13 protein-coding genes and 2 pseudogenes are annotated in these 20813 nt (G+C 50.3%); 11 read left to right on the top strand and 4 right to left on the bottom strand.

The window, feature by feature from the left end; translation table 11 throughout:
- Positions 1-72: 72 nt before the first annotated feature.
- Both ABEW73_RS31270 and ABEW73_RS31275 read right to left on the bottom strand, forming a co-directional pair.
- Positions 73-1152: a substrate-binding domain-containing protein gene (locus ABEW73_RS31270; RefSeq protein WP_430168633.1), complete on the bottom strand. Its 1080-nt coding sequence runs from the start codon at positions 1150-1152 to the stop codon at positions 73-75.
- A gap of 333 nt (positions 1153-1485) precedes the next feature.
- A complete protein-coding gene (locus tag ABEW73_RS31275) occupies positions 1486-2427 on the bottom strand; it encodes an MTP-1 family protein (protein WP_430168636.1) in 942 nt (313 codons plus the stop codon).
- Between the two features lie 142 nt (positions 2428-2569).
- Here ABEW73_RS31275 and ABEW73_RS31280 point away from each other — a divergent pair, with 142 nt between their 5' ends.
- The 7 genes and pseudogenes from ABEW73_RS31280 to ABEW73_RS31310 all read left to right on the top strand — a co-directional run bounded on the left by ABEW73_RS31280 (position 2570) and on the right by ABEW73_RS31310 (position 13149).
- Positions 2570-3418, top strand: coding sequence for an AraC family transcriptional regulator (locus ABEW73_RS31280; protein WP_430168639.1), 849 nt, complete (start codon positions 2570-2572; stop codon positions 3416-3418).
- Positions 3419-3700: 282 nt separating this feature from the next.
- A complete protein-coding gene (locus ABEW73_RS31285) occupies positions 3701-4615 on the top strand; it encodes an ABC transporter permease (protein ID WP_430168641.1) in 915 nt (304 codons plus the stop codon).
- Between the two features lie 11 nt (positions 4616-4626).
- The gene (locus tag ABEW73_RS31290) at positions 4627-5523 is read left to right on the top strand and encodes a carbohydrate ABC transporter permease (protein ID WP_430168644.1); all 897 of its coding nucleotides are present in this window, start codon (positions 4627-4629) and stop codon (positions 5521-5523) included.
- Between the two features lie 112 nt (positions 5524-5635).
- Positions 5636-7261, top strand: a complete 1626-nt coding sequence (locus ABEW73_RS31295) for an extracellular solute-binding protein (RefSeq protein WP_430168647.1) — start codon at positions 5636-5638, stop codon at positions 7259-7261.
- A 92-nt stretch (positions 7262-7353) separates the two neighbouring features.
- Positions 7354-10404, top strand: coding sequence for an alpha-mannosidase (locus ABEW73_RS31300; RefSeq protein WP_430168650.1), 3051 nt, complete (start codon positions 7354-7356; stop codon positions 10402-10404).
- Positions 10401-11068 (top strand): annotated as a pseudogene (locus ABEW73_RS31305) (SGNH/GDSL hydrolase family protein). Before ABEW73_RS31300 ends, ABEW73_RS31305 begins: the two are co-directional and overlap by 4 nt.
- Positions 11069-11523: 455 nt before the next feature.
- Positions 11524-13149, top strand: a complete 1626-nt coding sequence (locus ABEW73_RS31310; protein WP_430168653.1) for a hypothetical protein — start codon at positions 11524-11526, stop codon at positions 13147-13149.
- A gap of 159 nt (positions 13150-13308) precedes the next feature.
- Here ABEW73_RS31310 and ABEW73_RS31315 read toward each other — a convergent pair whose 3' ends face one another.
- Positions 13309-15555, bottom strand: coding sequence for an AraC family transcriptional regulator (locus ABEW73_RS31315; protein ID WP_430168656.1), 2247 nt, complete (start codon positions 15553-15555; stop codon positions 13309-13311).
- Between the two features lie 300 nt (positions 15556-15855).
- On the opposite strand from ABEW73_RS31315, the gene ABEW73_RS31320 reads away from it, so the two are divergent.
- The 4 genes and pseudogenes from ABEW73_RS31320 to ABEW73_RS31335 form a co-directional block, all read left to right on the top strand.
- The gene (locus tag ABEW73_RS31320; RefSeq protein WP_430168659.1) at positions 15856-16767 is read left to right on the top strand and encodes an ABC transporter permease; all 912 of its coding nucleotides are present in this window, start codon (positions 15856-15858) and stop codon (positions 16765-16767) included.
- A 129-nt stretch (positions 16768-16896) separates the two neighbouring features.
- Complete coding sequence (locus ABEW73_RS31325; protein ID WP_430168662.1) at positions 16897-17808, top strand: carbohydrate ABC transporter permease; 912 nt, start codon at positions 16897-16899, stop codon at positions 17806-17808.
- Positions 17809-17899: 91 nt separating this feature from the next.
- On the top strand, positions 17900-19438 hold the full coding sequence (locus ABEW73_RS31330) for an extracellular solute-binding protein (protein ID WP_430168665.1): 1539 nt from the start codon (positions 17900-17902) through the stop codon (positions 19436-19438).
- A 71-nt stretch (positions 19439-19509) separates the two neighbouring features.
- Positions 19510-19656, top strand: a pseudogene (locus tag ABEW73_RS31335) (winged helix-turn-helix transcriptional regulator); the annotation flags it as partial.
- A 135-nt stretch (positions 19657-19791) separates the two neighbouring features.
- On the opposite strand, the gene ABEW73_RS31340 reads toward ABEW73_RS31335, so the two are convergent.
- Positions 19792-20811, bottom strand: coding sequence for a GDSL-type esterase/lipase family protein (locus tag ABEW73_RS31340; protein WP_430168668.1), 1020 nt, complete (start codon positions 20809-20811; stop codon positions 19792-19794).
- Between the last annotated feature and the right edge of the window lie 2 nt (positions 20812-20813).

Raw genomic sequence — 20813 nt, forward strand, 5'->3', positions numbered from 1 at the left:
TCGGACGGGTCACCCGTGTTTGTTCATTACTTGCACAGCCTCAACAACTAGAAGGCATTTCAATTTTGAAATTTAACCTATAACTGACTTGATCGTATCACGTATGACCAAGCTTGTAGGCAGCATGACTTTCTTATTGCCATAAGATGAGCCTTCGGTAATTTCGAACAGCAGCTTGGCACTCTCATAGCCGAGAACGTCGAAATATTGCTTCACGGTGCTTAAGGCCACCTTGGCGAACTTGGAGCTCTCGAAATCGTCAAAGCCCATAAGGGATACTTGTTCGGGGATACGTATGTCAAGTGCGGTGAGCTGTTCGATTACCTCAAGGGCTCGCTTGTCGTTCGCGCAGAACAGCGCGGTCAGCTCTCCGTCTTGGATAAGGCTCACAAGTGCAGCATAGTCCAGTTCCTTATCCAGGAACAAGAGCGCATCGGGTATCGGAATGGACGCATTCGACATGGCGTTGCAATAACCGTTATATCTGTCAACCTCCGGGCTCAGGTGATAATCGTAAGCCGCGAATCCGATTCGTCGATGTCCTTGCTGGATCAAGTATTCAACGGCTTCATAAGCACCGTCATGGTTATTACAGGTGACAACGTTGACCGGATAGCCGGAAGGGGAGCGATCCAGCATAACAAACGGAATCGATTTTTTGCGAATCTCTCCGAGATAGCCCTTTGCAGCTTCGGGATCAGAGGAATAGATGAGTAAACCTCTTAGCTCCGTTTGAATGAGCCCCAGAATGAGCTCGCGTTCCTGTTCGAAGTCGTTCTCCACGAATTCGATGATCAGCTTGCAGCCATGCTGGCCTAGAAATGACTGAATACCTCTCATGATCTGCATATACGAACTGTCGTACAGGTCGATGCCGGAGATGACGAAGGCCACCAGATTGGAGGTCTTCTCCGAGACGGCTGCTTGGCTGGCGACAAAGCTTCCCTTACCTCGGACACGGTAGATCACGCCCTCGTTGACCAGCTCAGACAGCGCTTTACGCACCGTGATGGAGCTGACATCCAGCAGCTTGGAGAACTCCGACTCACTAGGAATCCGATCGTCTTTCGTAAATTCCTTATTCTCGATCTGGGATAAGACATAGTCTTTTACCATCTGGTACTTTGGCAGAGCCAAGTCCTTCTTGTTCAAGTGAGTTCACCTCGTATCAACATTTCCTCAATTATAGCGTACATCAGTTTAAAAAGTATACGTACTTGGAGCTTAACTCCGAAAAAGATTTTGTCGAATAGGTGGGAATTTTTCAGGAATTAAGCAAGAAAGGAGCGAAATGATATAAAAAGTTTGAATTTCGTGAAGGTCTGTATTACGATGGGGTCAAATAAAGTATGTGTTTTAATTAACTTATCATAATAACTTTATGACGGAAACACTTTGCAAAATGAATGGTACTATACGGTGCCGCAAATCGGACAAAAAAAGGAGCCGCTGGGGGATCCAGCAGCTCCAAGCTTGGAATTTCATCTAGAAGGTTGCAATGGCGCCTTCCTTCTCGAACGGGTAGTCGATGACGATGCGTGCCGCTTCGGTATCGCCGATGCCGCTGTACAGATTAACCTTGCCGTCGGGACGCATTTCGATGCCAGCGGTGAACGCACAGTCGGTCAGATGCGGCTTCTTGGCGGGGCCATCCGGATAACAAGGACGAGTGCCGATGATTTTCAAATCCGAGAATCGATTCGTCTGCGGATCCAATACGAAGGCCATGTTCATATAAGTCGATGTATCTCCTTGAGCGTAACAGATATGGCCGATGACGCCGATCTTCCCGCTCTCGAGTAAGTATGCTTGGTTACAGCCGCCCCATTCATCCTTGCTGAATAATCCGCGGATATAAGGGGCGTTCTCGATGACTTCCGGAGACAATTCGTCTAGGCTGTCGATGACGGTGAATCCCACCAAGGATTCGCTGCCGAATTCATTGCGGATCTCTTCGCCGCGCGGCCTGGAGAAAACGCCGATCATCCCGTCCTGGAGCTCTACGAGCCGAATGTCCTTCATATAATCCGGACCGGTCGTGAAGTAGAAGAGATCATGAAGATCACTTCCTTTGTAGAAATAACCGTAGAATGTATCGAGGCGTCCCTGCTTGTAACGGACATGCGTGCCGCCCAATACGAGCTGTTTGTCGATCACGCTAATATAAGGGTCTTCTAGCTGATAAATCATCGTATTCGGTACGGCAGTCCACTCGTCCGGACCGCTCTGCTCGAACAAGCGAACCCAGGACCTCGCCCACTCATGTCGTTTCTCCACGCGTCCGTAAATGTAGCGCTTGCCGTTCCATTGGAACGGGATCGTAGGGTTGTAGACGTCAAAGCCTTCGACTCCGCGGAAGACAAGCTTGGCGCTTTCATAAATGCGTTTGTTTGCTTCGAATTGCTGACGCAGTTCCAGTAAGTTCATTCGTGACAAATCTCCTTTCGGGCTCCAATAACAACTTTATCCTAATCGAAAGTGCTCCTCCCGATCTTGCTCTATTTTGGAATGCTTTATGGTGTTTTGACATCGGAAGAACTAATCAACATACAAACAAGGAGGGATACCCATGTTGAAGCTTTATGCGGCGGACGGGATTGATTCTGAAATTCAGGCCCACTATCGGCTGATCGCTTCTGTGCGCGACACGATCGACATGCATACGCATGACTTCTTTGAATTGTTTCTTATCCTGAAGGGAAGCGTTGTGCATGTCATTAACGGCAAAAGGCAGCTGCTGCAGGAAAATACACTCGTATTCATACGGGACCGGGATGTTCATTATTATGAGCAGACGACGGACAGCGATTGCCAGTTCATCAATTTGTCGTTCCATCGCGAGGTCTTGGACGACCTCATAGCTTTCTTGGGAGAAGGGTTCCCAAGCGAAAGATTGCTTGGGCCGACCATGCCGCCGTCGACCTTACTGTCCAAAACGGAGAAGGAATATGTGCGGTATCGGCTGGACCAGCTCAGTCTGATCCCGCAGGAGAAGAAGCTGACTGTCAAGGCGGAGGTAAGAGCCATCTTGACCGACCTGTTCTCCAGGTATATCAAGGCTGACGCGGATCCGATCGATCTTACCGGACAACCGGAATGGTTTAAGTCCCTATGCCGAGAGGCGAGGAAGAAAGAGCACTTTACGCGGGGAACGGCAGCGCTTGTCCAGTTGTCGGGCAAATCGCATGCCTACGTATGCAGAATGTTTAAGAAGCATCTCGGGATGTCTCCGACCCAGTATATTAACGAATTGAGAATGTCCTACGCCGAGAATTTGCTGCTAAACACGGATATGGACATCCTGGACATCAGCCTTGAGATCGGACTTGACAACGTCAGCTACTTTTACGACTTATTCAAGCGAAGGCATAACCTGACACCGCACAGATATCGTCAGTTCGGGATAATCCGAAGATAGTATGCTAAATAACGATGAACAGATTAACGCTTTTATGTGTTGACGATGTAAATAGTATGTGTTATTTTCTACTTAGCATAACAAGTTGTGGGGCATCATGATAATCATATCTATAGGGGACGGTAGCCGGAAGCAAATGCGTTTTCGACGAACGTTAGGATACAGTCTGGGGGTGAAATTGAATGCGCTTACATATAAAACGAACCAAATGGCCAGGCTCATGCGAACTGGAGTAATAGCACCAGCCGTATCCGATCACGTTAACAGTCAGGAGGTGTTCCTTTGAAGACAATCAATAACAGGCTGGTGGCCAGGATTGTGAAGCACCGCTATCTCTATCTTATGGTGCTTCCTGGCTTTCTGACGCTGTTAATCTTTCACTATTTTCCGATGTACGGAATATTAATCGCTTTCAAAGATTTCAATGCTTCCAAGGGGATTTGGGGAAGCGAGTGGGTGGGGATCAAATACTTCACTTCTTTTTTTAACGATCCGATGGCGTTTAGAGTTCTAAAGAATACTTTGCTTCTCGGTTTGTATACTTTATTTTGGTCATTTCCGGCGCCGATTATATTGGCTCTGTTGTTTAATGAATTGAAAAACAAGGGCTTTAAGAAGCTTGTGCAGACGGTTTCTTATTTCCCGCATTTTATTTCGGTCGTCATTGTTGCGGGGATGCTTAAGGAATTTACGGCGAGAGACGGTTTGTTTAACCATATTGTCGGCTTCTTCGGCGGAGACCCGATCATGTTTCTTCTCGAACCTGACTATTTCCGGACCATCTTCATTTCTTCGGGCATATGGCAGGGCGTCGGGTTCGGCACGATCATCTACCTTGCAGCATTAAGCGGAATTGATCCTACGCTGTATGACGTGGCCGAGGTAGACGGCGCAGGGCGATGGAAGAAGGTTTTGCACATCACTTGGCCGTCGCTCAAGCCGACCACCATTATTTTGCTGATTTTCGCCGTCGGAGGAATCCTCGGGAGTGATTTCCAGAAGATCATTCTGCTCTATTCGCCTGAGACTTACGAAGTAGCGGATGTCATCGGATCCTACGTTTATCGTCAAGGTATACTGGGCGCACAATACGAGTACACGACGGCTATCGGATTATTCATGTCGTTTATTTCCTTTACGATCCTTTACTTGACCAATTGGTTAAGCCGGAAAGTATCAGATACGAGTTTGTTCTAGGTGGTGGGATGTTGAAAAAGGCTAGTTTGGGTTCCAGAGCATTCGATGTATTCAATATGGTTATCATGCTATTCATCCTGATTGTCGTGCTGTATCCGATTCTGAACATTATCGCGACATCGCTTAGCGGCACGCGTTACATCTCCTCGGGGAGCGTAACGATTTGGCCCAAGGGATTTAATCTGGAAGCGTACACGACGGTGTTTCAGGATCCGTACATTTTTAAAGGATATCTGAACTCGATTATTTATGCGGCCGGCTCTACGGGCATCATGCTGCTGTTTACGGCACTGATGGCGTATCCGCTCACGATCCCGGGATTTGCGGGCAAGAAATTTCTGACCATTTTTCTCATGATTACGATGTTTTTCGGCGGCGGCTTAATCCCGACCTATCTGCTTATGCGCGGTTTGAACCTGTTGGATACGGTATGGGTCATGATTCTCCCTGGTGCGATCAGTGCTTATAATGTGTTTCTGTTTCGGACTTTCTTTCTGAATATTCCTTCTGAACTGAAGGACTCCGCCTATATCGATGGAGCGAGTGATTTGGTGGTTCTCTTCAGGATCATACTGCCGTTGTCGAAAGCGCTGTTTGCCACCTTTGCTCTATTCGGTCTGGTCGGAAGCTGGAACAGTTGGTTCGAGGCTTTGATCTATCTGCGAGACCAGGACAAGTATCCCTTGCAGATGGTGCTCCGAAACTACCTGTTTACCTTGGATACAACTGCGATTCAAGGGCGGGTAGGAGGCGGCGCGGTTGCCATCAATGCTCCGGGGGAGACGCTTGATCCGAAGGCGGTACGAATGAGCGTCATCATTATTACCATGTTTCCGATCATGTGTATTTATCCGATCTTCCAGAAGCATTTCACCAAAGGGATATTCGTCGGCTCCATCAAAGGCTAAAGATCTGAAGGCGCCGGTGCAAGCAAACTGAATGTGCAGTCATTCATTGACCAGTAATGAATAGCAGATTTGAAGAAGAAGTGGTTAATTGTGCAAATTAGGGGGAAATGGAATGAACAAATTGGCAAACATGCTTGTCCTCGGATTGGCCCTACTAATGGTTTTTTCCGGATGTTCGAATAATTCCAAAAAATCCGATACCAATGAAGAGAATCAAGAAGTCATGCGCTTTTCGGTCACGCTGCCTGCGAACGGTGTGGATAATCCGAATAGTCTGGTAGGCAAGGAATGGCACAAACGCATGGAAGCTTATATGGGCAAGAAGGTAGAAATCAAATATAACTATATTCCGTCTTCCGAATATGACGAAAAGGTCAAGCTCATGATTGCAAGCGACGATCTGACGGATTTCTTCGTGACGCCGTTATTCTATGATACGACCGAAATGGCCGAACAAGGCCAGCTGCTCGAGTTAGGCCAGTATCAAGATTTAATGCCGAACTATATGAACTACATTGGCAAGGTTAAGAACGGAATGAAGCGAGTAACGGATGCCGACGGCAGCATGTTCACCTTTAAAGAAACCTCCACGCCCAGATTCCCCGAGGATCGAGGCATGCTCATCCAGAATACGTCTGCTTACCGCTATGACGTGTTCGAGGCCAATAACATCAAAATTCCGGAAACCCTCGATGAATTTTATGGGGCTGCCAAAAAACTTAAAGAGCTCTACCCCGATAAATATCCGGTTGCGACAAAATGGAACAGCTTGAGATCGCTGTTCTCTGCGAACCATATCCGGGATGAAATTTTCTGGGACGGCGAGAAATACGTATACGGAGTTCTGGATGAAGGATATAAAGATGCGCTCCAATTTGCGAATAAGCTGTATGCCGAGAAGCTGTTAGATCCGGAGTATACCATTGATACAGACGATACGCTGAAAAGAAAAGCGCTGAACGGCGACAACCTCATGTGGCTGACGCAGTGGTTTACGACGCCGGCCGAGTACACGAGAACGGCCGACGACGGGAAGATTTTCGCGGTTTCGTTGTATCCTGACAATCCGAAGTACGGAAAAGCCTGGCAGGAGGTTGTGAACGGCAATACCCCTGACTTGGGCTGGGGAGTCTACGGCGTAAGCTCGAAAGTTAAAAACCCTGAAGAATTGATCAAATTCATCGATTATCAATATTCGGATGAAATGATCCAGCTCATCACTTGGGGAATCGAGGGCACAACCTATACGATCGGGGAAGACGGCGTTCCGACCTTTGTCGACTCGCTGAAAACGGCCAAGGATCCCTGGTTGGAGGGCGATAAATACGGCATGCGCGCTAGCCGAAACCATAACCCCGGCTTGCAGATGGTGAGCGACGCAAGAGCGTTCGTGGATTTTGCCGCGACAGACTATACGGTATTTAACGGCAAATATGAAGAGGTGCCAATTGAGAAGGCGGAATTCCTGACGAGTCTGCCCATGCCTGAGAACGACTATGTTCCTTCCTGGTTGAGCGAGCCGTCGATTCAACTCACGGGCAGTGAGAGCCAGCGGGTCTCGGAAATTATGAACCCGATCAAGACGTTCGTTACGGAAGAACAGGCTAAATTCGTAGCAGGCAAAAACAGCTTCGACAATTGGCAGGCATTCATCGATAAGGTCAAAAAAATGGGCAACATTGATGAAGCGCTGAAAATCTATAATGATGCTGCACAAAGAGCGCTAGGAAACGAATAGAAATCGTCCCTCCGCTGCAAGGCCGCCGCGGAGGGGCGGTATGCCGCAAGGCGATAGGATCATAGATAACGAAACATAGGATGTGAGAAACCTTGAATGAAAAAAAAGAGATTTTATTCCATGTGGAAAAGCTGCTAAACAAAAGAGATCAATTTATGATAACGAAGCTTTATTCTATGGATTTTTCCGGTTTTACGACAATGAAACAACTGTTTATTCATGAAATGGATGGACAACCGTTTGAGAGTTTCGCTCCGGGTCAGCGGTGGGGAGAAAATTGGGGATACGGCTGGTTCCGCTCGAACATTATCGTTCCCAAAGAGGCCGAAGGCAAACGGCTTGTGGCCATGCTTGATTTCGGATGCGAAGCGACCGTGTACATAAATGGTATCGTGAGCGGCGCAAAGGACCTTAACCATCATTACGTAACTTTAACCCGTTCGGCAAAAGCCGGCGAGCCATTTGAAATCGTCACGGAGGCGTACGCCGGCCATTCGGATTCCAGGCCGACGTTCGGAGAGTCACAGCTTTGCGTTTTTGAAGAGGAGGTCTACCAGTTTTTCATCGATTTGGAGTGCTTGTACGATCTTCGCAATCATCTGGATGCCAAATCCCTCCGCGTTGCGGAGATTGATCGATGCCTGACTCAGGTGTTCGCGACGATCGACCTGACCCTGCGTCAAGAAGCGCTCTGTGAGAACGCAAAGCAGTGCCGGAAGTTGATGGAGCCGCTCCTCTCCTGCGTGAACGGTTCGACGGCGCCGACCCTGTACCTGATGGGACAGTCCCACCTGGATGTCGCCTGGCTGTGGCCGATCGCGGAGACAAAGCGGAAGATTGCGCGGACCATGTCCAATCAGTTGGCGCTCATGGACGAATATCCGGAATACACATACACCCAGAGCCAGCCGTATTTGTTCCAGGTGGTCAAGACGCTGTATCCGGAGCTGTATGCGCGCATCAAACAGGCGGTAAAGGAAGGGAGAATCGTTCCCGAAGGCTCCATGTGGGTGGAGCCCGATACGAATCTGCCCAGCGGCGAGAGCCTGATCCGCCAGGCGCTGCACGGCAAGCGGTTCTTCAAGGACGAATTCGGCGTGGACAACGAGATGCTGTGGCTGCCTGACGTATTCGGCTATTCCGGGAACCTGCCGCAAATTATGAAGGGCTGCGGGATCCATTATTTCGCGTCTACAAAATTGTTCGGTACTTATGATAATGTAGCGGACCCGTTCCCGCATAATACGTTCATGTGGGAAGGGATCGACGGTTCGCAAATTTTGACGCATCTGATGAACTACGGCGATTACTATCCAATTCGGATTAACCCGTCATTCTTGATCCATCAGTGGAGCGATCGCGTCCAGCTTGAAGGAATTTCCACGCGGCTCACGCAGTTCGGACACGGCGACGGAGGCGGCGGATCCAATCGGGATGATCTCGAGTTTATGCGCAGGCTCGGCAATTTGGAGGGCGTCCCCAAGACAAAGCATGGCTCGCCGATCGAATTTTTTGAGGATCAGATCGAAAAAGGCATTCCTGACGCCAAATATGTAGGAGAGCTCTATTATCCCGCTCATCGCGGGACTTACACGACGCAAGCGATCATCAAAAAGCTAAACCGGAAGGCGGAAATCGGTTTCCGCGAGGTGGAGCTTTGGGGGGCTGCGGCGGAGCTGCTGTTTAACCGGAGCTACCCTCACGAGGATATGGACCGTCTATGGAAGGTTCTGCTGCTGAACCAATTCCACGATATTCTGCCGGGCTCCTCCATTCATCGCGTCCACGAAGAGGCGCAGCTAGAGCTGAAGGAATTGAATCAGAACGTATATGACATGGCTTCAGACGCAAGAGATGCGCTCACGGACGACGATGCCTCCCGGGTTACCGTCTTTAACTCACTGTCCTGGCCGAGAAAGGAACTGGTCGTGTTGCCCGCAGGCGTCCGTGGAATTGCGGACGGAAACGGAGCGGTTCTGCCGGTGCAATTGCACGAAGGCGTTCGCTATGCCGAGGTAGAGGTGCCTTCCATGGGCTGGTCGACGTACAGGGCTGAAGAAGCGGAAGCGACGGGTACTTCAGCAGCGTCAGCGGTCCTTGCGACGGAATCGCGTCTGGAGAACGAATGGATTGCGCTCGAAATAAACGAACGGGGCGAGTTAACGACTATTTTTGACAAGGAGACCAGAGCGGAATGGGCGGCGGATCACTGCAACGTCATGCGGATGTATCGGGATCAAAATTCGGATTTCGATGCTTGGGAGATCGATCGGCGCTACCGCTTGGCACCCGTCGAGCTGAATGCGAGCGCCAAGGTATCCGTTACCGCGAACGGCCCGCTCTTCGCGACTATTCGGGTTGAGCGCGAACTGAACCAGTCGACCCTGATCCAGGATATCCGGCTGCGTGCCGGCAGCCGCCGTGTGGAATTCCATACGACGATTCACTGGCGCGAGAAGAACAAGCTGCTAAAAGTCGATTTCCCTGTTCGCGTACATGCGAACGAGTCGCTGCAGGAAATTCAGTTCGGTTACGTCAAGCGGCCGAATCATGCTTCGCGTCCGCATGATGCGGATCGTTACGAAGTGGTTCAGCATAAATGGTCGGCGCTTGCGGAGGCGAACCGCGGCTTTGCGCTGCTGAACGACTGCAAATACGGGATTTCCGTCAACGACAACACGATGAGCCTAACGCTGCTTCGGGCTCCGACGTGGCCGGATGAGACGTCCGATCAAGGGACGCACCATTTTACATATGGATTTACGTTCTGGAACGGCGCGTTCCTGGGGAGTCCTGTCATACGTGAAGCCTACGAGTTGAACTATCCAGTCAGCCTAACGTCTGGAGGAGGCCGGGAGGAGCAATCGTTGCTCAGCATCGATCAAGCCAATGTGATCGCGGAGACGGCCAAGCTTGCCGAAGACGGATCAGGCGATTGGATCGTGCGTTTGTACGAGTGCAAGGGAGCTTCCGTAGCGTGCGTGCTTCACTTCGGGCTGTCCGTTGCAGCGGTTTATGAGACAAATATGCTGGAGGAGAAGTTGGCGGATTTGCCTCACGAGGACGAAGAGGTATCACTTCAGTTCCGTCCGTTCGAGGTGAAGACGATTCGTCTCCAACGGAGTGGGAGGAATAAAGGATGAAGCTGAAAGAAGGGCAACGCCTGGTCATGATCGGCGACTCGATCACGGACTGCGAACGTAAATATCCGTACGGGGAAGGGCTGTTCCAAGGCGTCGGCAAAGGGTATGCCGCGCTCGTGGACGCGATGCTGCAGGCGGCATATCCCGAGCTCCTCATTCGAGTGACGAATATGGGCATCGGCGGCAATACGGTTCGGGATTTGCAGGCCAGATGGCAGACGGACGTACTGGATCTAAAGCCGAATTGGTTAACGATCATGATCGGCATCAACGATGTATGGCGGCAGTTCGACCAACCTGCGATTCCGGAATCGCATGTGAACCTTGAAGAATATGAGCAGACCCTGGAAGAGCTGGTTCGATCGGCACTCCCCGGCCTGCAAGGACTCGTGATCATGACGCCGTTCTATCTGGAACCGAATGCCGAAGATCACATGCGAAGCCGGATGGATGAGTTCGGGCGGGCTGCCAAGCGGGTTGCGGAGCGGTAGGCGCATTATTTGTGGATACGCAGGCAGCTTTCGCGAGCCATTTCGACTACGCGCATCCGACTGCGCTGGCGTCTGATCGGGTGCATCCGAACTTGACGGGTCATCTGCTGCTTGCGCGCGCGTTGCTGGAGGTGATCGGCTTCGATTGGTCGCGCATGCGAATGGGCTCCTGACGTCAACTGCCTTAGTTGGAATAATTCCTCATAAGCAGATTTATGGGTTCGAAAGACATTTCTACACTGAGAACAGCCGCGCAGCTTGTGCGGCTGTTACTCGCAAACAATAATGTATTCGCTTACATTATAAGTTCGAGTCGGGGCTTCCTCATATCTCAAGAAAAACTTCTACTAAACGTGGTCAGGCTTCATTGAAAATGAGCGTCCCATAGACGTTTCTTATTGCTCGATCTCGAACATTGCTCTCCATGCCTTGAAAGGAGGTGGTTAGTGAGGAGTTCATCAACGAAGAAGCGGATGCCGCTCAGCGTCGCTTCGATCGCTTGGACGCGATAGACCAAACGCATCCAGAGGTATTTCGTAACCATGGCTGTAGGAATAGGGTTTGAAAGACAGTACCGGGTCAGCGCAACGATTTCTTCTAAACGCCAAAAGTTAGGGAGGTAAGAGAAGTGAAAATAAAACAGTGGAAACGTGCGGGAATATGGGCTTGCATCCTGCTGATGACCATGACGGCGCCGGGCGCCGCGATCGCAGCGGAGGCGGCGGGAAGCAGCGCCGAGAAGAATTTGAGCAGTGCAAAGAAAATGGTTCAGCAGCCGTTCATGATCAAGATCGTTGATGCCGAGACGGGCAGGGGCATTCCCCTTGTCGAGCTGAAGACGACGAACAACGTTCTGTATTACACGGACAGTGCCGGTATCGTGGCATACAACGAGCCCGGCCTGATGGATCAGACGGTCTTCTTCCACCTGTCGAGTCACGGTTACGATATCCCTGCCGACATGTTCGGCAACCGGGGGCAGGCCGTACAGATTGTGCCTGGGGGCATGATTACGCTTGAGATGAACCGGGTGAACATCGCCGAACGGCTGTACCGAATTACAGGTCAGGGCATTTACCGCGACAGCGCGCAACTTGGTTTGGGCGCGCCGATTCAGGAGCCGCTGATCAACGGCTTGGTCATGGGACAGGATTCCGTGCAGACGATCGAGTACAACAATAAACTGTACTGGTTCTGGGGCGATACGGACAGACCGGCCTATCCGCTGGGGAACTTCCGCGTGACGGGTGCGACTTCCAAGCTTCCGAGTAAGGGGGGACTGGACCCGGATGTCGGTGTGAATCTGGACTATTTTACGAATCAAGACGGTTTCGTCAAAAGTTTGGTGCCGCCTCTGCCTGATGGTGCAGGCATAGCCTGGGTATTCGGTCTGATGACCGCCAAGGACGGCGCCGGACAGGAGCGTCTGCTCGCTGGCTACAGCACGCACAATCCTGAACCCACCGCCTTCGGTATTCTTGCCTTTAACGACACGACGAAGGAGTTCGAGCAGGTCGTCCAGTTCCCTTCCAAAGACGACTGGCGCCATCCGGGCGGACAGGCGACCTACTACGAGGAGGGTGGTAAGGGATACTGGCTCTTTACCGAACACCGAATTCCGAATTTGCGGGTTGCTGCCAGCTATGACGCCATCATCGACTATACCCAATACGAATCGTTTACTTGCCTGACGCCGGGAACGACATACAACGGGGCTCAAACGTCGCTGGAACGCGATGCGGACGGCAAGCTCGTATGGGGCTGGAAAAAGGATACTCAGCCGCTCAACCAAGAACAAGAGAAAGAGCTGATCCAATTAGGGCTGATCAAAGCTGACGACCCGCGTTATTATCAATTGAAGGATATCGATACTGGTGAAGACGTTCAAATCGCCCAAAGTTCCATTGAATGGAATGAATATCGGCAGCGTTACGTGATGATCGCGCAGCAGGTACAAGGCAAGACATCGGTACTTGGGGAAGTCTGGTACGCGGAAGCACCATCGCCTCAAGGTCCTTGGACCAATGCCAAGCATATCGTTACGCATAACGACTATACTTTTTATAACGTAGCCCAGCATGAATACTTCAACAAGGACGGCGGCCGGGTCATCTACTTCGAAGGAACCTATACGAATACATTCACGAATCATGTCCCAACGCCACGGTATAACTACAATCAGATCATGTATAAACTCGACTTGGCGAATCCGAAGCTGGGGCTTGAGCCGGTTCTAGAAACGACCGGTGAATAGCGCCAGAGTGCCAGACCATTTTTAATAACTGAATAAGGACCTTTCCGAAAGCACTGAGGTGCTTTGCCGGAAAGGTCCTTTTGGATTTGAGCCTGTTCTCGCGAAACGCATCCTTGCCTGCAACCTCTCCATAATAAGCTGGCAAGCGCGATATCTTAACTAGAGGGAGTCCCCGTGGATTTCACGATACTGCTTCGGAGTGAGATTCGTGAACTTCTTGAATGCGGAGAAAAAATGCCCTTTGGATAGGAAGCCGCATTGATCTGCGATCTCCAGCACCGAGAGCTGGCTGGATGTCAGTTTCTCTTTCACTCTCTCGATTCGTTCCTGGAGAATGTACTCGGACAGAGACATGTTCATGATCTCCTTGAATAACTGCCGGATATAGCTCACGGAGAAGGAAAAATTGTCGGCAACCTGCTCGATCGACAACTGCGCATCCTGCAGATGGTTGTCCACGTATTCTTTGATCTCCAAGACGATCTCTTCCTTGCGGCTCGAAGATTTAGGAACCTCGGTCTCGGACGCGAGTATCGCGACGATGTTCTCGAGCCATGCTTGAAACTCGGACAGCGTGCTGTACCGCTCCAGCAATTGATGGATGCTGCTGATCTCGCGCAAGACGCTGGACTTGTTGAAATTTTTGAGCAGATCGTAGGTGAAGTAGGTCAGGTTAAGCTTACAATCGCGATAAGATAACTCTTGAACGTGTTTCATCTGCTGGCGCAGCAAGACGACGGTGGTGTCCGGGCGGCCGCGACGGATCGACTTGATGATCTCGGTTGTCTCCAGCGCCTCAGACGCAGAAGGATACCCTGCCATAAACTCTTCATAATCGCTCTCCAGAAAAATTTGCTTCTCTCCGTTGAGAAATCGCAGTTTCGTCAATTCGTAGATATGATCATATATGTTTCGGATATTGGTGCTGAGGTCATAGGCATTGCTGACTGCGGCGGTTGTATCAATGTTCAGGATGCGTGCCACCTGATTCTGCGTCTCCTCCAGAAGACGTTGTAGCTGAAGCTCGTCCAATTCTTGGCCTCCGATGACCAGGATAAGGTGGTCGCCGCCCATATCCAAGCCTTCGGCCGCATAAGAACCTGCACCAAACACTTCTTCGCTAATATTGCGTATGGCGTACTTAATCAATTTCCGGGAGGGGAAATCGTAACGTTCGCAAAAGACCGTATAGGCTTCGATCCGAAGGACGGCCAAAAACAGAACTTCACAGGAGGCCAGTTTGGTCTTGGTCTGAATATATTCGTAGCTCTTGGTACCCGGCGTCCCGTGGAGCATCCACTGGGCGAGAAGCTCCGTTCGAACGAGCTCGGATTGGTTTCTCATGGATGCATGCAGCTGTTCCACATTGTTCAGCAGCATATCGATGCCGTCATTGATCCATTGGATATCCGGCTTGACATCAGGCGTGGAGTTTGCGAATGCAACCTTTCCTTTCAGCTTTTCCGACAAAAAGGTGATGGAACGCAAGGAACGGCGAGAACTCCAGAAGAACAACGCGGAGACGATCCCCAGCAGCAGTAATGTATACGTTATCAATTTGTGCTGGAATAAGGAGATATGACGAGTCAAAATATGATACTCGTTCGAGTAGTATACCGACCAATTTTCAGTAGTCAGCTTGGCTGTATTGACGAACCATCTCTGATGCGGGAGCCGAACTTGAAAATCGCTGTCCTGCTGCTCCTGGCTGGCTTGATAAAGCTGTCTGCTCAGCGCGGGATTGGACACACCTAGCAGAAGTTGTCCGTCCTCGTCGAGAATCCGAATGTCTTGCTCCGAGGCGATCGTTTGGCCGAACAGAAGCTTCGACAGCAGCGGTTTGTCAACGAGCAGCACGAGATAGAAGTCAGACGGCTTCTCGGGGGTTGCGGGCAGAATAAGGGCCAGGGAGTCCGAGCCATCCAGCGAATGACTAAAGAAGCGCAAATATTGGGGGTGGAATGACTTCACACGCTCCAGCATGCTCGGGTCGGCAAAGGATTCATTCCGGACGATTCCGGCTTTGGAATCGACGACAAGATTGTGCTTCAAATTAATCAGATAGGATCGCTGGATGAGCGGTTCGGTGGACATGAAGTTGGATTGGGCGACGAGCGCAGCATGGTCGATGAGCGGATCTTTGTTTGTATTGAAGAACCAGTTCTGAATATTCTGATCGGCGTACATGCTGAGCCCGTAGGCTTTCAAATTGCCGAGAATCATTTCGGCCTTCGAAGCCAGGTTGTTGACTTCGTTCTGCGAATTGCTGCGCACCTCCAGCATGGTGTATTTTGCGAATTCTGCAGACAGCAAGTAGACGAAAGGAATAATGGAACAGATCAGAACGGTGGTCAGTAAAAGAAAGGTTCGAAAATAGGTCTTCTGTAAAATAGGTTTGATCTTCATATATTGCCAGCACCCCTTGCTGATGGATTGACGGTTTAAGGGTATAACGGAACTGTTCGATAGAAGAAACGAACCGGGACCTCCTTACTCAATCATATCCTGACCTTCATGTGAAGTCCTCATTTTGACAAAAGTAGAATCAAGATAATACCGGAAGCCCAAAGAGCTCAGAATCCTTAAGTTTAAGTACTCCTTGTGACACAATGAGGACTATCCCAAAGTCATCCTTCCGTACATAATTAACACTGTCAGGATATGGCCACATCGGACAGACCAGATCGAATGGAGGGATACTATAAATTGAGAATGTTTAGGGATCTTGTGAAGAACCGGGGCTTGTATTCGATGGCGATACCGGGAATCGTCTTTCTCGTTGTCTTCTCCTATATTCCTCTGTCCGGACATCTGTTAGCGTTCAAGGACTTTCAGATCAGCAAAGGCATATGGGGAAGTGATTGGGTGGGGCTGGACAACTTTCGCTTCTTTTTCTCCAATCGGGATTGGATTCAAGTTACGGTCAATACGGTTTATTTAAATGCGCTGTTCATTATTTTCGAGATGGTTTTTGCGCTTCTCATTGCGCTCTTCTTGAATGAAATTCGCTTGAAATGGTTTAAACGTACGATCCAATCCGTCGTCTTCCTTCCATATTTCATTTCCTGGGTCGTCGTAGGGTATATGACATTCATTCTATTCAACAATACGGACGGTCTGATTAACCGTGTGCTGAGCATGAGCGGACTTCAAGCCATCGACTGGTACCAGACCCCGTGGGTATGGCCGATTATTCTAACCTTAACGCGAATATGGAAGAGCGCCGGTTACTACTCGATTATTCTGCTCGCTGCCATCACCGGTTTCTCCTCCGATTATTATGAGAGTGCCCGCCTGGACGGAGCCACGAGGCTGCAGCAGATGAAATACATTACGCTGCCTTTGCTGAAGCCGCAAATCATCATTCTCGTCCTCTTGGGAGTTGGACGGATCTTCTACGGGGATTTCGGTATGATCTACGGAATTATCGGGGACAACGGGATTCTATTCCCGACGACCGATGTCATCGATACGTATTCCTATCGGGCATTAAGGCAGCTTGGCAATTTTAGCATGTCATCGGCTATCGTGTTCTATCAGTCTATTATGGGGCTTATCGCTGTCGTTTCGTTTAATGCGCTGGTTCGGAAAATCGATAAAGACTCCAGATTATTTTAAGAGGTTGTTCAAAATGTCATCTTTCCATGACGAAGCAAATCATGAGGTGGACTCGACATCGAATCTTGAACTGAGTTTTTTTTGAAAACGCACTTTAATTCCGCGGAATGCAAGGGAGGTGAATTTCATATGAATCGTCCGGTTGCTCTGATCCCGCCCCCACGAGTCCGACGGACAAACGGGTTCTCCGATAAAATGGCGGTGTTGTTGTTCGGACTGTTTTTGATTTTATTTGCACTGGTTTGTTTGTTTCCTTTTTGGCTGATGGTCATCAATTCGTTCTCCAGCACCCGAAGCTTGGCCGTGAACGGATACTCCATATGGCCGGATGAGTTTACGCTGGAGTCGTATCGTTTCCTCCTTCAGGGCAAGCAAATGTTTACCAGCTATGGCATCACCATTGCGGTAACGGCCATCGGAACCGTGCTCGGCCTCGTCGTCACCATGTTGTTTGCTTACGTGCTGGCCCATCCGAAGAACCGATACGGCGGCTTCCTCTCATTTTTGACCTACGTGCCGATGGTCTTCGGCTCTGGGCTTGTCGGCTTCTATCTTCTGGTCGTCCAATGGCTGCATCTGAAAGATACGCTGTGGGCGCTTGTGCTCCCTTACGTCATGAATCCGTTCTTTGCGTTTATCTTAGTCTCGTTCTATCGCTCGTTGCCTTATGAGCTGAACGAATCGGCTAACATGGACGGGGCCGGTGAGTGGACGATCTTCTTCAAAATTATCCGGCCGATCTCAACGCCGGTTATTGCGACGATTAGCTTGTTTTACGCACTGCAATACTGGAACGATTGGTGGCTGTCGCTTCTGTTTATCGATAACAGCGATATGTACCCGCTCCAGCTGCTTCTTCGGCAGCTCATGTCGCAGATGCAGCTCACGTCGCTCAATCACGGCAATGTGCTGACGCTACCGCCGGCAGAAGGGGTCAAGTTGGCAACGGTATGCCTGACAATCGGCCCGATTATACTTGTCTATCCAATGGTTCAGAAATATTTCGTCAAAGGTCTAACGCTCGGCTCGGTGAAAGGTTGAGGCTGGGGTTCTACGCAAATGGCTGAGCGCGATATAGATTGGCCCAGCCATTTATTATACATAAGTTGATTATTTGAAGGGAGTCATTTACATGGCCAAATCAAAACGCAAGTTCTTGACGACGGTGATGCTCGGACTAGCCATCGCGTTGTCCGGCTGCTCCGGATCCGGCGGGGATGCCTCCGCGCCGGGCGATTCCGGGGAAACCGGCGATTCTGCCCTTGAACCGGTCACTTTGGAGGTTGTCATTCCGGGGGCTAAGGGGGCTAACTATGACGAGGTGCTGGCCGAAGTCAACAAGCGATTAAAAGCCGAAATCAATACGCAGGTTAAATTTACATTTGTCGACTTTGCCGATCTGAATCAGAAGACCAACGTCATGCTGGCTTCGGGAGAGAGCGTGGATTTGATGTTTGATGCTCCGTGGCTGCATCTGGACACGATGGCTTCCCAGGGCTATTACGAAGAATTAAGCGAACTGCTGGACCAATACGGCCCCAATGTGAAAAAGACGAGGCCGCAACAAATGTGGGACGCTAACAAAATTAACGGAAGCATCTACGGCGTTCCCTTGGGAAGCGCCTATACCCAACAGAGATCGGTCTTCATCCGAAAGGATCTGAGGGAGCAGTTCAACTTGCCGCCCGTAAAGACGTATGAGGATCTAAAAGCTTATCTCTACGCCGTTCGCGACAGTAACTCCGGAATCACTCCGCTCCTCGCCGGCGCGGATGACGTCACCTACAGTTGGGTTAACTGGCTGATCCGGGACGATACCAGTGTCAACATTCGTCCAACGAATTTTGCTGGAGCCAGCTTGATGCTGTATTACAAGGGCAACGATGGCAAGGTCTACAACCTCTTTGAAACCCAGGAACCTAAGATCTGGTCCGGCATCCAGGATGTCCGCAAGTTGTTCGTAGACAAAGTCATGTCGCAGGACGTCTTGACGAATAAAAGCAGTCCGGGGGACATGCAGCTCCAGAACAAAGTCGCGGCCACGCCCCAAATGGCCTTTGGCATTCCCAAAACGTACAACGATCAGTTGAAGCAGGTCGTGTCTGATGGAGAGCTGGAAGCCGTTCGTCTATTCGATCTGACCCCTGGAAAGAACCTATCCAATTTTAAGATGGATAATTTCATTTGTATTGTAAAGACGAGCAAACATAAAGACCGTGCAATGATGTTCCTTGATTGGGCGAACCGGCAGGAGAATTATGATTTGTTGGAGCACGGCATCGAAGGCGTGAACTGGAAATCGGTCGGCGAGCATCAATACGACACGCTGAACAACGATGGCGGCATCGTCTCGTTCCAGCTCATGTTGAATCCTGCGTTAGAGCGGGAGTGGGCCGGTATCGACGAAGAGACCCGAGAGTACAGTCAATTCATTACGCAAGCCGACAACTTCACGAAGGATATCATGACCGGCTTCACTTTCGATCCGACTCCGGTGAAGAACGAAGTGGCCCAGTTCGCGACCATTCAAGCCAAATATTATAGCGGATTATTTAACGGCGCGCTTGATCCAGACGAATACTTCGCCAGATTCAAAACGGAAGGCGAAGCGGTGCTCAAGCAAATTCAGACTGAGCTGCAGAATCAGGTCGATGCCTTCTTGGCAAAGTAAAAGTGTTGCTGTCTATCGAGAACAGCGACCCGCAAAAATAGGACCGCTTTGTATAGGAAGCGGTCAGCCTGCAAATCCCGCCGAAAGTGGAATAATCCATCACGGAATACGGCAAGAGCCTGTCTCCGATTTTGGAATCCTTACATCAATGGGGAGCGGCCCATGTCGAGCGAAAGCAGCTCAAAATGGCGAATAATGAACAAACAGAAACGGACTAGCATTACGCTAGTCCGTTTCTTTCTGCATCGAGACGCAATATTTAACGAAAGTGATTACGAGGCATTTATTGATATTTGGCGAAGTCGTCCTTGATAAGATCGGACCGCTTCGTATAGGAAGCGGCTTTTTGCAGGTCATTCTGTTCTAGCGGCTGGCTGCCGGGGAAGGGGGGAAAGGGAACAAACCTGACGGATTGTCCCGACCAATTGTTCGGCCATTTGCCGATGCTTCTTGATGGAAGGGTGCCCACAGCCTCCCATGCCGTCTTCCGGCCGTTTGATGAGCGGGAATTCCACGAAATGAATGTTGTCGTCGCCTTCTTCGTTAAGGCTTTCGATGAGATCCTTTAAATGGGGAGCGGGATCCAGCGTCATCGGACCGATTGCGCAGAATAATGGGGCGGATGGATATCTATCGCGAATAAAACCCGTCAATTTGCGATATTGTTCAAGATAATCCGCAGGCTCGATGGGCGCGGACCAATCATTGGTTCCGAGATTAATGACAATCATGTCAGGATGAAACGGATCCATGGCTTCTTGATCGAGATCAGGACAGATGGTTTCCATGAAATAATCCGACATGCGGCCTTCCTTGCCACCGCCGAAATTCTGATAGCATCCCGTACCGGATGCGCCCACGATCAAAGTTTCGGCATGCAAAAGTTGACCGGTCAGCGAGCTGTAAGCAAGCGCGATATTTTCTCGTGAAGCATCGCAGTCGCAGGGAATCTGCGCTTCGTTGCCGAAGCCGCACGTGATCGAATCGCCGATGATGAGCAGCCGGTAGGGAAGAGGGGCTGGCGGGCTCAAAAAAGCTCCGTTCTCTATCGTCAAATCGGTAAATTTAATGCTGCCGAATGCCGCTTCCGTACGCTTCTGCAGCGTTAAGGTATGGGGCACGTCTTCAAGGTCATCCGCAAGCTGGTACAGCCGGTTATCCGGATCGATTCTCATCACCCTTACCGGAAGATCGTCGATATAGACGTTAAGCCAGCTTTTCCCTTCACCGCGGACATCCTCGATCTCGGCCGTTATTTCCCGTCCATGAAAGCGCACGGTTATCGCGCTGCCGGGAAGAAAACAGGAGATGCCATCCCGCTCTTGATGAAAGAGCCCGTGTCTGAGACTGGAAGCCGCAAAGTCGAATTTCATAA

The organism is Paenibacillus lautus (genome assembly GCF_050482385.1).
Taxonomy (GTDB): Bacteria; Bacillota; Bacilli; order Paenibacillales; family Paenibacillaceae; genus Paenibacillus_AQ; species Paenibacillus_AQ lautus_B.

Excerpts from the sequence above, each read along its gene's own strand:
- ABEW73_RS31275 (WP_430168636.1), bottom strand. The coding sequence starts at position 2,427 with ATGAACTTACTGGAACTGCGTCAGCAATTCGAAGCAAACAAACGCATT.
- ABEW73_RS31280 (WP_430168639.1), top strand. The coding sequence starts at position 2,570 with ATGTTGAAGCTTTATGCGGCGGACGGGATTGATTCTGAAATTCAGGCC.
- ABEW73_RS31295 (WP_430168647.1), top strand. The coding sequence starts at position 5,636 with ATGAACAAATTGGCAAACATGCTTGTCCTCGGATTGGCCCTACTAATG.
- ABEW73_RS31315 (WP_430168656.1), bottom strand. The coding sequence starts at position 15,555 with ATGAAGATCAAACCTATTTTACAGAAGACCTATTTTCGAACCTTTCTT.
- ABEW73_RS31325 (WP_430168662.1), top strand. The coding sequence starts at position 16,897 with ATGAATCGTCCGGTTGCTCTGATCCCGCCCCCACGAGTCCGACGGACA.
- ABEW73_RS31330 (WP_430168665.1), top strand. The coding sequence starts at position 17,900 with ATGGCCAAATCAAAACGCAAGTTCTTGACGACGGTGATGCTCGGACTA.
- ABEW73_RS31340 (WP_430168668.1), bottom strand. The coding sequence starts at position 20,811 with ATGAAATTCGACTTTGCGGCTTCCAGTCTCAGACACGGGCTCTTTCAT.